Annotated in this window: 14 protein-coding genes; all 14 read left to right on the top strand. The window is 37.9% G+C overall.

Annotation, left to right across the window (positions count from 1 at the left end):
- Positions 1–2 precede the first annotated feature (2 nt).
- The 14 genes from BFJ97_RS02705 to recA all read left to right on the top strand — a co-directional run bounded on the left by BFJ97_RS02705 (position 3) and on the right by recA (position 14,879).
- Positions 3–731, top strand: coding sequence for a GntR family transcriptional regulator (locus tag BFJ97_RS02705; protein WP_068983103.1), 729 nt, complete (start codon positions 3–5; stop codon positions 729–731).
- Positions 732–785: 54 nt separating this feature from the next.
- A complete protein-coding gene (locus BFJ97_RS02700) occupies positions 786–1,868 on the top strand; it encodes a BMP family lipoprotein (protein WP_068983102.1) in 1,083 nt (360 codons plus the stop codon).
- Positions 1,869–2,417: 549 nt separating this feature from the next.
- Complete coding sequence (locus BFJ97_RS02695) at positions 2,418–3,965, top strand: ABC transporter ATP-binding protein (RefSeq protein ID WP_068983101.1); 1,548 nt, start codon at positions 2,418–2,420, stop codon at positions 3,963–3,965.
- Positions 3,965–5,011, top strand: coding sequence for an ABC transporter permease (locus tag BFJ97_RS02690; protein WP_068983100.1), 1,047 nt, complete (start codon positions 3,965–3,967; stop codon positions 5,009–5,011). Before BFJ97_RS02695 ends, BFJ97_RS02690 begins: the two co-directional genes overlap by 1 nt.
- 1 nt (position 5,012) lies before the next feature.
- Positions 5,013–5,972 (top strand): ABC transporter permease, encoded by a 960-nt coding sequence (locus BFJ97_RS02685; RefSeq protein ID WP_068983099.1) that lies wholly within the window; start codon positions 5,013–5,015, stop codon positions 5,970–5,972.
- A gap of 229 nt (positions 5,973–6,201) precedes the next feature.
- Positions 6,202–7,473 carry an EF-P 5-aminopentanol modification-associated protein YfmF gene (gene yfmF, locus BFJ97_RS02680; RefSeq protein ID WP_068983098.1) on the top strand — a complete coding sequence of 424 codons (1,272 nt, stop codon included), beginning with the start codon at positions 6,202–6,204 and terminating at the stop codon, positions 7,471–7,473.
- On the top strand, positions 7,470–8,771 hold the full coding sequence (gene yfmH / locus BFJ97_RS02675) for an EF-P 5-aminopentanol modification-associated protein YfmH (RefSeq protein WP_068983097.1): 1,302 nt from the start codon (positions 7,470–7,472) through the stop codon (positions 8,769–8,771). Before yfmF ends, yfmH begins: the two co-directional genes overlap by 4 nt.
- Entirely contained in the window at positions 8,768–9,496 is a 729-nt protein-coding gene (gene ymfI / locus BFJ97_RS02670; protein ID WP_068983096.1) for an elongation factor P 5-aminopentanone reductase, read from the top strand. The genes yfmH and ymfI overlap by 4 nt, the downstream gene beginning before the upstream one ends.
- 44 nt (positions 9,497–9,540) lie before the next feature.
- Positions 9,541–9,798, top strand: coding sequence for a DUF3243 domain-containing protein (locus BFJ97_RS02665; protein WP_068983095.1), 258 nt, complete (start codon positions 9,541–9,543; stop codon positions 9,796–9,798).
- A gap of 227 nt (positions 9,799–10,025) precedes the next feature.
- A complete protein-coding gene (locus BFJ97_RS02660) occupies positions 10,026–10,808 on the top strand; it encodes a DUF3388 domain-containing protein (protein ID WP_068983492.1) in 783 nt (260 codons plus the stop codon).
- 32 nt (positions 10,809–10,840) lie between these two features.
- A complete protein-coding gene (locus BFJ97_RS02655) occupies positions 10,841–11,746 on the top strand; it encodes a helix-turn-helix domain-containing protein (protein WP_068983094.1) in 906 nt (301 codons plus the stop codon).
- Between the two features lie 50 nt (positions 11,747–11,796).
- A complete protein-coding gene (pgsA, locus tag BFJ97_RS02650) occupies positions 11,797–12,375 on the top strand; it encodes a CDP-diacylglycerol--glycerol-3-phosphate 3-phosphatidyltransferase (RefSeq protein WP_068983093.1) in 579 nt (192 codons plus the stop codon).
- 17 nt (positions 12,376–12,392) lie between these two features.
- Positions 12,393–13,652: a competence/damage-inducible protein A gene (locus BFJ97_RS02645; RefSeq protein WP_068983092.1), complete on the top strand. Its 1,260-nt coding sequence runs from the start codon at positions 12,393–12,395 to the stop codon at positions 13,650–13,652.
- Between the two features lie 159 nt (positions 13,653–13,811).
- The gene (recA, locus tag BFJ97_RS02640; RefSeq protein WP_068983091.1) at positions 13,812–14,879 is read left to right on the top strand and encodes a recombinase RecA; all 1,068 of its coding nucleotides are present in this window, start codon (positions 13,812–13,814) and stop codon (positions 14,877–14,879) included.
- Positions 14,880–14,953 lie beyond the last annotated feature (74 nt).

Here is a 14,953-nt window from a genome sequence, read left to right as displayed (position 1 = left end):
ATGTGACTATTAAAGCAGATCATCGTCATCTCTACCTTCAAGTAATTGATCGTTTAAAATCTGACATTGATACAGGCGTTTTTAAAGAAAATGAAAAACTGCCTTCAGAGTTTGAATTATCGAAATCACTAGGAGTAAGTCGAGCAACACTTAGAGAAGCGCTACGGCTGTTGGAAGAAGAAAATGTTATTGTGCGTCGACATGGGGTGGGGACGTTTGTAAACCCAAAGCCATTGTTTACTTCAGGTATCGAACATTTATCAAGCATTTCTTCTATGATCGAGGCAGCAGGTATGGAACCCGGTTCCCGCTTTTTAAAAGCGACGGAAAACATACCTTCTGAGGAAGATTTAAAACGCTTCCAATGTGATGGCGGAGATAAAATACTCACGATTGAACGTGTCAGAACAGCAGATGGTGAACCAGTAGTATACTGCATTGACAGACTACCTGCAAGCTTTCTGCCAACTGACTTTGTAGAAAAAAAAGAAGTTTCACTTTTCTCGGCACTTGAACAATCCGGTAAAATTCATGTTGCCTATGCTGTGACATATATTGATCCAGTTGGGTATCATGAGCAAGCATCACCGATTTTAAATTGTGGCCGTGAAACAGCTCTTTTAGTATTAAAGCAGTTGCACTACGATGATCATGATCAAGTAGTGTTATATTCAAAAAATTATTTCAGAGCTGATAAATTCAGCTTCCATGTAGTTCGTAAACGGGTGTAGAACATTTCTAAATATTTTTCCTGCTAATTACATTACCTTTGGGGGGTTAACAAAATGAAAAAACGTAAATTTGGCTTAGTATTAACATCAGTTTTAGCAGCTAGTGCAATCCTAGGTGCATGTGGTGCGAAAGACGAAGAAAAACCTGCAAAAGAAAATGAAAATGCAACATCAGGCGAAAACAACAAAGAAGCATTCACAGTAGCAATGGTTACAGACACAGGTGGTGTTGATGATAAATCATTCAACCAATCTGCTTGGGAAGGTCTTGAAGCTTACGGTAAAGAACATGGTTTGAAACAAGGTGATGGCTTCGACTACTTACAATCAAAAACAGACGCAGACTATGAAACAAATTTAAACCTATTAATACGTCGTGATTTTAATTTAATCTATGGTATCGGCTATTTGTTAAAAGACGCTGTCGAAGCTGTAGCGACTGAAAATCCAGATAACCAATTTGTAATAGTTGATGAAGAAGTAGCAGCTGATAATGTTGCATCAGTAAAATTTAAGGAACAAGAGGGTGCATTCTTAGCTGGTGTTGCTGCTGCAAAAATGTCGAAAACAGGTAAAATCGGATTCGTAGGCGGCATGGATATTCCAGTTATTAACCGCTTCCAAGCTGGTTTTGTTGAAGGTGCTAAGGCTGTTAACCCAGATATTGAAATTCAACAAAAATATACTGGTGCTTTTGATAAAGCGGATCTTGGTAAAATTACTGCAAACAGCATGTACTCTTCAGGTGTAGATATTATTTTCCACGCTGCTGGTGCAACTGGTAAAGGTGTTTTCTCTGAGGCAAAGGAACGTAAGAAAAAAGACCCTAATGCTAATGTATGGGTAATTGGAGTAGACGCTGATCAATATGAAGAAGGAAAAGTAGATGATAAAACAAATGTTACTTTAACTTCTATGTTAAAAGGTGTTAATTCAGCAGTAATAGATATTTCAAATAAAGCGAAAAACGGTGAATTCCCAGGTGGCCAAACGCTTACTTATGGTTTAGCTGAAGACGGTGTGAAACTTGCAGATTCTCGTGGTGCGATCCCAGCAGAAGTTCAAACTGTTATTGACGAATATAAAGAAAAAATTGTTAAGGGTGAAATAAAAGTTCCAGAAAAAGTGGAAAAATAATTCATCTTTTGATCATCATAAGGGGCTTTTAGAAGACCCTTATGATGATTTTTCAATCTATCGTTATATTTTGACTATTTGCAATACTCAATTAGACTATATTTTTATTTACCATAGAGGTAGTAATTTTTCTATGAGTTTATCGTAAGAATAGTAATGATGGTAACAAGTTAATAGAAGAAAGGTTTCTAACGATGACCTTTCCTGTATTAATTTTTCTTCATTCAGAAGATATCTACCTCTATTGTTGGGTTAAGATATGCGTGAGTTGATGGTTAATTGGGTTTCAGAATGCCCACTGAAAGAAGATAAAACCTTTGGCTGAAGTCAATGTTATACGATGTGAAAAACGTTGGGCTAACAGTGATCATGGCTAGCATTTAGATTAGTAGACTAGTATTAATATCAAATTAATGTTGTCTCAAAAAAATCTAAATAATATTTCAAAAATTGGACGTATTGCTTATCTGTACCAAAAGTCAAAACGACAGATACTAATACGCACGGCAAATTTTTATTTTACAAAAGCCTATTAAGGGAGTGACAAATTTGGAATACGTGATTGAGATGCTAGGAATTCGAAAAGAATTCGGTGGTTTCGTGGCGAATAATAACATCACCCTCCAACTGAAAAAAGGCGAAATCCATGCATTGCTAGGCGAAAATGGTGCAGGTAAATCGACTTTAATGAACGTCCTTTTTGGTTTGTATCAACCAGAGGGTGGCGAAATTCGAGTTCGTGGGAAGGCTGTTAAAATTACAAACCCGAATATAGCCAATGATTTAGGGATTGGGATGGTCCATCAACACTTTATGTTGGTGGAAAATTTTACAGTGACAGAGAACATTATTTTAGGTTCTGAACCTACAAAAATGGGGATTGTTAATATTAAAGATGCGGCAAAGAAAGTACAAGCACTTTCTGAAAAATATGGCCTAGATGTGGATCCATATGCCAAAATCGAGGATATTACTGTTGGGATGCAACAACGTGTTGAAATTTTAAAAACATTATACCGCGGTGCAGAGATTTTAATCTTTGACGAACCTACTGCATCTTTAACACCACAAGAGATCACAGAGCTTATTCAAATCATGCGCCGCTTAATTGCGGAGGGTAAATCAATTATTTTAATTACCCATAAGCTGAAAGAAATTATGGAAGTCTCTGACCGTGTAACGATTATCCGAAAAGGTGAAGGGATTGGAACAGTTACAACTTCTGAAACAAATCCTGACCAATTAGCTGAGTTGATGGTAGGTCGTCAAGTCGAATTTAAAACCGAAAAAACTGAAGCAAAACCAACTGAGGAAGCGCTTACGATTGAAAACTTAGTCGTTACAGACTACCGCAATATTGATAAAGTAAAAGGTCTAAGCTTAAAAGTTCGTAAAGGTGAAATAGTTGGTATTGCCGGTATTGATGGTAACGGGCAATCCGAATTAATCGAAGCAATTACAGGCCTACGTAAAATTAAAAGTGGTAACGTTAAATTAAATGGCAAAGATATAACAAATATGAAGCCTCGAAAAATTACAGAGGAGGGCGTTGGGCATATCCCACAAGACCGCCATAAGCACGGTTTAGTATTAGATTTCCCAATTGGCCATAATATCGCGCTGCAAACATATTACCAGTCTCCAATCGCTAAGGGCTTTGTCATGGACTACAAGAAGGTCTCTGAAAAAGCACGCCAAATTATCGAAGAGTATGATGTGCGTACTGGTAATGGTGAAATGACACCAGCACGTGCCCTTTCAGGTGGTAACCAACAAAAAGCAATTATCGGTCGTGAAATTGATCGTAATCCAGATTTATTAATTGCGGCATTACCAACACGTGGTCTTGACGTAGGTGCTATTGAGTTTATTCACTCTCGCCTGATCGAGCAACGTGATAAAGGAAAAGCAGTACTATTAATTTCATTTGAATTAGATGAGGTCATGAATGTTTCGGACCGTATCGCTGTAATTTATGATGGTCAAATTGTTGATGAGTTAAATCCGAAAGAAACAACAGAACAAGAGCTTGGCCTATTAATGGCAGGACAAAGTAGTAAAAATAATATGCATGATGCGAAGGAGGGGAACGACTAATGTCAAATCGTGTCATTAATATACTCGTTCCTATCATCTCTATCATTATCGGTTTAATTGTTGGGGCTATCGTGATGGTAGTCAGCGGCTATGACCCAGTACAAGGTTATATGGCCCTTTGGACAGGTATTTTTGGAGATTCATATTCAATTGGGAACACAATTCGTCAAATAACACCGTACATTTTGGCAGGTCTTGCAGTAGCATTTGCCTTCCGTACAGGCTTATTCAACATCGGTGTTGAAGGTCAGCTAATTTTAGGTTGGCTAGCAGCAGCTTGGGTAGGATATGCATTTGAACTACCTAAAGTTATTCATTTACCATTAGCATTACTGGCGGCTGCAGCTGCTGGTGCATTTTGGGCCTTTATTGCAGGTTTCTTAAAAGCGAAATTTAAAGTTCACGAAGTAATTGCGACAATTATGTTAAACTATACTGCGCTTTATATTGCGAATGCAGTGATTAGTAAATTGTCCGACGGTGGCTTTAAAACAGAACGAATTCATGAATCGGCTTCTTTACGTTCTCCGTTTTTAAGAGAGCTTACAGACAATTCAAGTCTTCACTATGGGATTATTGTTGCACTGTTAATGGTAGTTGTTATGTGGTTCATATTAGAAAAAACAACACGTGGATACGAGCTAAAAGCAGTAGGATTTAACAAGAATGCTGCAGAATATGCGGGTATGAGCGTCAACAAAAACATTATTTTAGCTATGACGATTTCAGGTATGTTCGCTGGTCTTGGTGGTGCGATGGAGGCACTAGGTACTTTCCAAAACGCTTCTATTAAACCAGGCTTTACTGGTATAGGTTTCGATGGTATCGCCGTTGCCTTACTTGGTGCTAATACGCCACTTGGGGTTGTATTTGGGGCTTCATTATTCGGCTCACTTAAGTACGGAGCGTTAAATATGCCGAATGCTGCTGGGATTCCAGAGGAAATCGTATCTATTATTATCGCATTAATTATTTTCTTTGTAGCATCAGGCTATATTATTCGAGTAGGTTTACAAAAGTTAAGCAAGAAAAAGGAGGGACAATAACATGAGCTTTTTAGAAATGTTATATTTCATCATCCCTTCTGCAATTCTTTATGCGACACCTTTAATTTTTACAGCAATCGGTGGTGTATTCTCTGAACGTTCTGGTGTTGTAAACATCGGACTAGAAGGTTTAATGATTGTTGGTGCATTTGTTGGTATTTATGTCAATTTAGAATATGCTTCAACATTCGGTGAAGCAACCATTTGGGTGGCAATGCTGGCAGCTGTCATTGTTGGGGGAATTTTCTCACTTCTCCATGCCGTTGCTTCGATTTCCTTCCGTGCTGATCAAACGGTGTCAGGGGTTGCCATCAATTTACTAGGTATAGCGGTATCCGTATTCTTAGTAAAAATGATTTATGATAAAGGTCAAACAGATATGATTATCCGATCAATAGATCGTTTTGGAATTCCTTATTTAGAGGATATTCCATTCTTTGGTCCGTTATTATTCCAAAATGTCTACAGTACATCTATATTAGCTTTTGCAGTAGCTTTTGGAGCATGGTTTATTATTTATAAAACGCCATTTGGTTTACGTTTACGCGCTGTTGGTGAACATCCAATGGCTGCAGATACAATGGGCGTAAATGTTAATAAAATGCGCTATATTGCTGTTGTCATCTCTGGGGCATTAGGCGGTCTTGGTGGTGCAGTGTACGCGCAATCTATTACAGGCGATTTCTCACATGCAACAATTGCTGGTCAAGGCTTTATGGCGATTGCGGCAATGATTTTCGGAAAATGGCATCCAATTGGTGCGCTAGGTGCAGCATTATTCTTCGGATTAGCCCAAACATTAAGTATTGCAGGAAACCAAATTCCTTACATTCAAGATATTCCTGCAGTTTACCTACAAATTTTACCGTACGTATTAACAATCTTTGCATTAGCAGGATTTATCGGTAAAGCGAATGCACCAAAGGCTAGTGGGCAACCTTATATTAAGGGTAAACGTTAATAAAAACAGATCTATCGAGGAAGACTGGGCGAAAATGCTCAGTCTTTTTTCTTGTACATAGCATTAATGTTTGGGAAAATAAAGGTTGGAAATTAATCTTTTTCAACAAACCTAATGTAATTTTACATATATATATACATACTTTGGATTCTTTTTGCAATTATAGACAATAGACATGTATAGTATGTGTAGTACATTGTTATATTAAGAAAGATAGGAGGGTTCCCATATGTTTAAAACAATACCTTTTGCAAAAGGTGTCAATTTGCATATCCGACAAACAACCCAATTTAAAACCGTAAACTTCTCAATTAAATGGAGAAGAGCATTAACTGCCAAAAGTGCCTCTGAACGCACGGTGTTAACAAATGTATTGCAACACAGCAATGCCAAATATACAACAACAGCCGCATTCCGTAGTTTTTTAGATGACTTGTATGGCACTGTGTTGTATTTTGACACATCTAAGCGTGGCAATGAACATACAGTACTGATGAATGTAGAAGCCGTTAATGATCATTACTTGGCAAATACAAGTGTTTTAAATGAAGTGCTTGGTTTATTGCACACAGCAATATTTGAACCGAATTTAGAAAACGGTGTATTTAAGGAATCTATTGTAGAACGTGAAAAGAAAACGGTTATTCAGCGTATTGAATCCATTTTTGACGATAAATCTCGTTTTGCACAGCAACGCCTTCAGCAAATTTTACGACCGAATGAACCGGCGTCTATTTCTGCTAATGGAACTGTCGAGGACATTCAAAATATTACCTCAGCATCATTGTTTGAAGCATACCAATCCATGCTTGCTAACGATAAAATAGACATTTATGTCGCAGGTGATATCAATGAAGACGAAATCGTGGCGAAGTTGAAAAAAGCGCTACCATTTAATGATCGTACACCTGAAGAAATTCCTGCTGTACTTCCACAACAGCATCCACAAAATGATTATGTACGTGAACAACAAGACATGAAGCAAGGAAAGATGCATATTGGCTTTAGTACACCAGTACGATTTGGTGATCCAGATTTCGCAAAAATGCAAATCTTTAACGGCGTTTTCGGTGGTTATCCTCATGCCAAATTATTTATGAATGTTCGCGAAAAGGAAAGTTTAGCCTACTATGCGTCTAGCTCATATGCATCACATTATGGCTTAGTCTTTGTTGTGTCTGGCATCGAACCAAAGAATGAAGAAAAGGCACTATCACTTATTAAGGAACAACTTGCTGTTATGCAAGCAGGCGATATTACGAATTTAGAATTAGAGCAAACAAAGGCAATGCTGACGAATCAGCTAAAAGAATCATTGGATTCAGCCCGAGGACAAATAGAAATTTTTGACCAATATAAAGATTTACCTGAGGAATTCGCTGTTGAAACCTGGGCAAATAAATGGAAAGCTGTTACGAAGGAAGATGTTGTTGAAATGGCGAAGCAAGTACAGCTAGAAGCGGTCTATTTCTTATGTGGAAAGGAGCAAGCCGCACAATGAAAACAATTGAATTCAAACAATTAGATGAAACTTTGTATTATGAAAAACTAGAGAATGGCTTAGATGTCTATATTTTACCGAAAAAGGGCTTTTCAAAAACATTTGTGACGTTCACAACAAAGTACGGCTCTGTTGACCGTACATTTATGCCAATGGGTGAAACAGAAAGTATTACTGTGCCAGATGGTATTGCCCACTTTTTAGAGCATAAAATGTTTGAAAAAGAAGATGGAGACGTCTTCCAAAAGTTTAGTGAATATGGTGCTTCGGCCAATGCCTTTACGTCATTTACACGTACGGCGTATTTATTTTCTTCGACAGACAATATTTACAAAAGTACTGAAACATTATTAAATTTTGTTCAAGAGCCTTACTTTACAGAGGCCACAGTCAATAAGGAGAAGGGCATTATTGGTCAGGAAATTACGATGTACGATGATCAGCCAGATTGGCGCCTGTATTTTGGTACAATCGAAAATATGTATCATAATCACCCAGTGAAAATCGATATCGCTGGTACAATAGAGTCGATTGACGGCATTACGGCGGAGCATTTATATACGTGCTACAATACATTTTATCATCCGTCCAATATGTTATTATTTGTCATAGGTAACGTAGATCCTAATGAAATGATGACGTTTATTCGTGACGATCAAAACAAAAAAGAATTCCCTGAACCAACTCCAATTCAACGCTTCTTTGATCAGGAGCCAACAGAGGTTGCTGTCAAAGAGCGTGAATTGCATATGGATGTCCAAAAGCCTAAGGTCTATGTAGGCTTAAAAGCAAAAGAAACAAATCTTTCTGGTCGTGATATGTTAAAGCATGAGCTGTCTGTTCAAATTGCACTTGAACTTATTTTTGGACGTACATCTAATTTTTATGAGCGTGTCTATGAAGATGGTTTAATTGATGAAACGTATGCCTTTGATTTTACGTTAGAAAATGGTTTTGGTTTTGCTATGATTGGTTCAGATTCAACAGAACCTGCTGCATTGGAAAAGGCAATTAAAGAAGAATTGGCAAAGCATGAAGGAAATGCACAATTTGAAAGCGCCGATTTGGAACGAGTGAAACGTAAAAAAATCGGTTTCTTCTTACGTGCACTGAACTCTATTGAATTTATCGCAAACCAATTTACACGTTATTCGTTTAATGATATGAATTTGTTCGATGTCGTGCCGGTACTTGAAGAACTAACGATTGATGATTTGAAAAAAGCATTTTCTTCGATTCAAGGTGAAGCTCAACAAACTGTCTTTAAAATTTTACCTACAGAGAAGGGCGAACAGTGAAAAAGTTTGCCCTCGTGTTAGGTGCATCGGGTGAGATTGGCCGTGCTATTTGTCGGAGTCTGGCAGATGATGGTTGGTCCATCTACATACACTTTTCAAACAATGAGAAAGCAGCTCAGGCTTTATACTGCTCTCTTTCAGAAAATTTCCCTACACAGGAGTTTATGCTTGTACAGGGGGATTTTTCGAAAATATCTGGGGCTCAATCGCTAGCATCTCAAATTTTTAATGTGCAAGCGATTGTCTTTGCAAATGGTCAGGCGCATTATTCTCTACTTGAAGATACTACAGTGGAGGATATGGAAGCATTATGGCGTGTGCATGTACAAAATCCTATGCGTCTAACGGCATTGCTTTCATCAAAGCTTCGCGCTCATGATGTCAGCTACGTACTTTTTATCGGTTCCATTTGGGGGGAAGCTGGGTCTGCTGGTGAAGCACTTTACGCCACTGTAAAGGGAGCACAGCATGCTTTTGTAAAGTCCTATGCGAAAGAAGCGGCATTGTCACGAATTCGTGTTAATGCTATTGCACCGGGCTTTATTAATACATCGATGAATAGTCATTTAAGTGAAGAGGAGCTTGTATATATTTTAGAAGACATTCCGTTAGGTAAAATTGGGCAAACTACGGATGTTGCTGAAATGGTGCGCTTCTATCTTTCTGGAAAAGCAGATTATGTTACGGGACAAATAATTCGATTAAATGGTGGTTGGTACATATAATTTTCTTTTTTGCACATACTACATGTGTAAAGGAGGAGGAACATATGACCATTTTAGAAAACTGGCAAAAATGGACATCGTTTTTAGGACAAAATGTTATGCAGGCTGAATCAAGCGGTATGCCAAAGAAATTGATTCAACAGGCTGCGGTACAAATTGGAGAATATTTGGCGACAAATGTCGATCCTAAAAATGAACAAGAGCGAGTGCTGTCGGATTTATGGGGCGTTGCCTCTGAAGATGAAAAAGAAGCATTGGCGAATTGTGTCGTTAAACTTGTACAAAATAAGCATGTGCAGTAAAAAAAGAGGAGAGTTTATCTCCTCTTTTTTCTATATAAAAAAGCAATTTTCGCATAGAAAAGGGAACGTATGTAAGCCTATTTTGAATGCTTTTAAAAAAAATAGTAAGTTTTTAAAAATAACGCCGTAATTCCATATATTCGAACTTTTAATTACATAAAAAATCAGCTATGATGGAACTTATAAAGGATTTTTTACGTTAACTAATAGGAAGGGAACGAGTGTGTTTGAGCGATTGGTACTTTGAATATGAAATTCAGGTGAATCGCCCTGGATTATTAGGAGATATTGCTTCACTTTTAGGGATGCTTCGGGTCAATATTATTTCAATAAATGGTGTCGATGAGGATCGACGTGGTATGTTAGTGCATACAGACAACGATGAGGCAATTGAACGTTTTCGTACAATTGTTTCGACAATGGAACATATCAACGTTACCAAATTTCGACAACCTAAACTCCGTGATCGTTTAGCTCTGAGGCACGGTCATTATATTCCTCGAGATGCAGATGAAAAAAATACTTTCCGCTTTGTACGAGATGAACTTGGTATTTTAGTTGACTTTATGGCCGAGCTTTTTAAAAAAGAGGGGCATAAGCTCATTGGAATACGAGGAATGCCTCGTGTTGGGAAAACAGAGTCGATTGTAGCGGCTAGTGTATGTGCCAATAAAAAATGGATTTTTTTATCATCTACAATGATTAAGCAGACTGTCCGTAATAAACTCGCTGGTGATGAATTCAGTGACAATAATATTTTTATATTAGATGGCATTGTGACGCGTCGTTCGTCTGATGAACGGCATTTGCAACTAGTACGTGAAATGATGAGTATGCCTTCTATTAAGGTCGTCGAGCATCCAGATATGTTTGTTCAGCATTCAGAATATAAGATTGAGGATTTTGATTATATCATTGAATTACGTCATCACCCAGATGAAGAAATTACGTATGAAATAATGGAAAAAAACCATATGATGTCCGAATCCGATTCATTTGGAGGATTTTAATTTTTAATTTAATATTAAAGTAGGTGTTATGAGTGGCAGAATTGGGGACTCGACTGAAAGAGGCGAGACTGTCTAAAGGCTACAGCTTAGACGATTTACAAGAAATAACGAAAATTCAAAAGCGTTATTTAGTAGGAATTGAAGAGGGCAATTATTCGATTATGCCTGGTTCGTTTTATGTACGAGCTTTTATTAAACAATATGCAGACGCTGTAGGTTTGAACGCAGAGGAAATTTTAGAAACCTATAAGAGCGAACTGCCAGGTACAAAAAATGATCAAGTAAGTCAATCGATGACGAATAGCCCAAGTAGAAGAAAAGTTTCAAAGGGACCTTCCAATAAAATGATGGAGTCAATGCCAAAAATAATCGTTGGTTTATTTATCATTGTCATTATTGTGGTGATTTGGGTGCTAATGCAGTCTAAAAATAATGCAATGCCAGATGTTAAAGACGATATTCCATCAGAAATAGAATATGATACAAAAGTAAAACCAATAGATACAGAAAAAGAAAAAGAAAAAGAAGATAAAAAAGCTCAAGCGAATGCTAAACAAGATTCAAAAGATTCAGCAAAGGAAACACCTGATGAAAAACAAGCTGAAGAGGTTAAGCAATCGATTTCAGCTGGAGCTATTGAAGCGGATGGAGCTACGACTTCTTATACGTTAGCAGGCACGGATACATTTAAAATACGTATTGAGGTATCAGGCCCTACATTTATTGGTATTCGAAATCAACAGCAACAGGAATTACTGAAAGATACACGTGTATATAATGCAGGAGAAGTAGTGGAATTCGACGCAACATCTCAAAATTACGCTCGTATCCGTTTAGGTAATTCAGCACAAGCTAAGATATATATTAATGACGAGCTTTTAACGTATGCACAGCAAATTGTAACGCAAAACATCGTCATCAATTTCAATAAAGAATAGTAGTCATCTAGTGATGACTACTTTCTTTCATCATGAAAGGTGTTAGAAAAATGAACATTCCAAATAAAATTACCATCTCTCGAATATTACTTATTCCGTTCTTTGTCATTGTTATGATGTTTGATTTCAACTGGGGAACAATGTCACTATTCGGTGCGAAGATGCCTGTTCATCATTTTATAGGTGCACTTATTTTTATTTTTGCTTCAACAACTGATTGGGTGGATGGTTATTATGCACGTAAGTATAATCTTGTGACAACATTTGGGAAATTTTTAGATCCACTAGCGGACAAGTTGCTAGTTTCAGCAGCTTTTATTTTAATGGTAGAGCTTGATATGGCGCCTGCCTGGATCATAATAATTATTATTAGCCGTGAGTTTGCGGTAACAGGTCTTCGTTTAATATTGGCAGGCGAAGGAGAAGTTGTTGCGGCAAATCAGCTTGGTAAAATTAAAACATGGACTCAAATTATGGCTATTGCAGCAGCGCTTTTACACAATACAATCTTTACACTTATTGGTATTCCATTTGATGAAATTATGCTATATATTGCATTGTTCTTTACAGTATGGTCTGGATGGGATTATTTCTATCTAAATCGACGTGTCTTACTTGAGTCTAAATAAGAAAGGTCTTGGGGATCATGAATGCTGAAATTCTTGCAGTTGGCTCAGAGTTATTGCTTGGTCAAATTACGAATACAAATGCGAGGTTTATTTCTAACCAGTTGTCTGAGTTAGGGATAAATGTGTATTATCACACTGTTGTAGGGGATAATGCGCAACGTTTAGAAAAGGCTATTGCTGTTGCAGAGACTCGTGCTGATTTAATCATTTTTTCTGGTGGGCTTGGTCCTACAAAGGATGATTTAACAAAGGAAACGATTGCTCGTCATCTTGGCGTTTCACTCGAATTTGATGAGATCGCACTGACGTATATTGAGCAATTTTTTGCAAAACGAGGACGTCCAATGACGGAAAATAATCGTAAGCAGGCTTTAATACTAGCAGGTAGTGAGGTCCTTGCCAACCATCACGGTATGGCACCTGGCATGATACTAACAAAAGATGAGCATACGTATATTTTGCTTCCAGGACCACCCAAAGAACTTGAGCCGATGTTCCAGTTTGAGGCAAAGCCGAAGCTTAGTGTGATGTTAAATACTGGAGGGGTTATTGCATCTCACGTTATGCGCTTTTATGGAATCGGTGAAGCAGAACTCGAAGTACGTGTCCAAGATATTTTAGATTCACAAACAAACCCAACTGTTGCTCCACTTGCTTCTGACGGCGAGGTTACATTACGTGTAACTGCCAAGACAGAAACGGAACAAGAAGCGCAGCAGCTTATTGCCGCAAAGGTGGCAGAGATTCAAGCGCTTGTTGGTGACTATCAATACGGCAACGATGATGATTCTCTTGCCTCTAAAACAGTAGAAATGTTACTAGATAATAAGTTAACAATTGCTGCGGCAGAAAGTTTAACAGCAGGGTTATTTCAGTCAGAGCTTGCTGAGATACCAGGTGTAGGGGATGCCCTTGTCGGTGGCGTTGTTACGTATACAGAAGGGGCTAAAATTAAGCAGCTCGGTATTTCTAAAGAATTATTAGATACACATGGGATTGTAAGCAGTGAATGTGCAGCGGCCATGGCTAGTACAGTACGTAAAAAATTTGGTACGGATATAGGTATTGGATTAACAGGTGCGGCAGGTCCTACGGCACATGATCATCAACCAGTAGGGACGGTTTGGATTGGTATTGCAATTGGTGATGAAGAGCCAATTACGTATTTACTTCATTTATCGGGCATGCGTAATACAAATCGACTGCGTACGGTGAAGTTTACATGTCATTATTTAATGCAACTTTTGGAAGAAAGAGGCTTTACAAAACGCTACTAATAGAAGTGAAAATAGAAATTTGGGTAGAGAAAAGTTACCCAAATTTTTATTTTGAACAAAAAACGAATAAATGTTCGCTTTTTTCTTGCGTCTTCTCTTAAAAACAAGTATAGTAGAGATAGAGAAAAACAGTGAACAGTTTTTGAAGGAGGAAAAGGAATGAGTGATCGTAAAGCAGCCTTAGAACAGGCGTTAAAACAAATTGAAAAGAACTTTGGTAAAGGTTCTATCATGAAACTTGGTGAAAAGACGGATTTAGAAATCGCTACATCTTCAAGTGGTTCGTTAGCACTTGATGCTGCATTAGGTGTTGGCGGTTATCCACGTGGACGTATTATTGAAGTATATGGCCCTGAATCATCAGGTAAAACAACGGTTGCTCTTCATGCCATTGCAGAGGTACAAGCAAAGGGCGGACAAGCAGCATTTATCGATGCCGAGCATGCACTAGATCCAATTTACGCACAAAAATTAGGTGTCAATATTGATGAATTATTATTATCACAACCAGATACAGGAGAACAAGCACTTGAAATTGCAGAAGCTTTAGTACGTAGTGGTGCTATTGATATCATCGTCATTGACTCCGTGGCAGCTTTAGTTCCAAAAGCTGAAATTGAAGGAGATATGGGTGATTCTCATGTCGGACTACAAGCTCGTTTAATGTCTCAAGCATTACGTAAGCTTTCAGGTTCTATTAATAAATCAAAAACAATTGCCATTTTCATCAACCAAATACGTGAAAAAATTGGTGTTATGTTTGGTAATCCAGAAACAACACCTGGTGGTCGCGCGCTTAAATTCTACAGCTCTGTTCGATTAGAAGTGCGTCGTGCGGAAGCTATTAAACAAGGCAATGACATAATGGGTAACCGTACAAAAATTAAAATTGTGAAAAACAAAGTAGCACCACCGTTCCGTACAGCTGAAGTTGATATTATGTACGGTGAAGGCATTTCAAAAGAGGGCGAAACTGTCGATTTAGGTGTTGAATTAGACATCGTTCAAAAAAGTGGGTCTTGGTATGCTTACGGTGATGAGCGCCTTGGTCAAGGTCGTGAAAATGCCAAGCAGTATTTAAAAGAAAATACAGCAGTCCTTGAAGATATCGCGAATAAAATCCGTGCTTCTTATGGCATGGCATCTGCTTCTTACACAATTGCTGCGCATGATGAAGAGGAAGAAATGGACGAAGAGTTACAACTTCTACTTGAAGACGAAAAATAATTTTTAACTTATTTGAAATAAGTTAAGATGCATTGTTCCCACTCTTAAGAGTGAGAGCAATGCTTTTTTTGTAT

The organism is Lysinibacillus xylanilyticus (assembly GCF_001708185.1).
Taxonomy (GTDB): Bacteria; Bacillota; Bacilli; order Bacillales_A; family Planococcaceae; genus Lysinibacillus; species Lysinibacillus xylanilyticus_A.
Note: the sequence above shows the minus strand (reverse complement) of the source record. Positions and strands in the feature narration are given on the sequence as shown.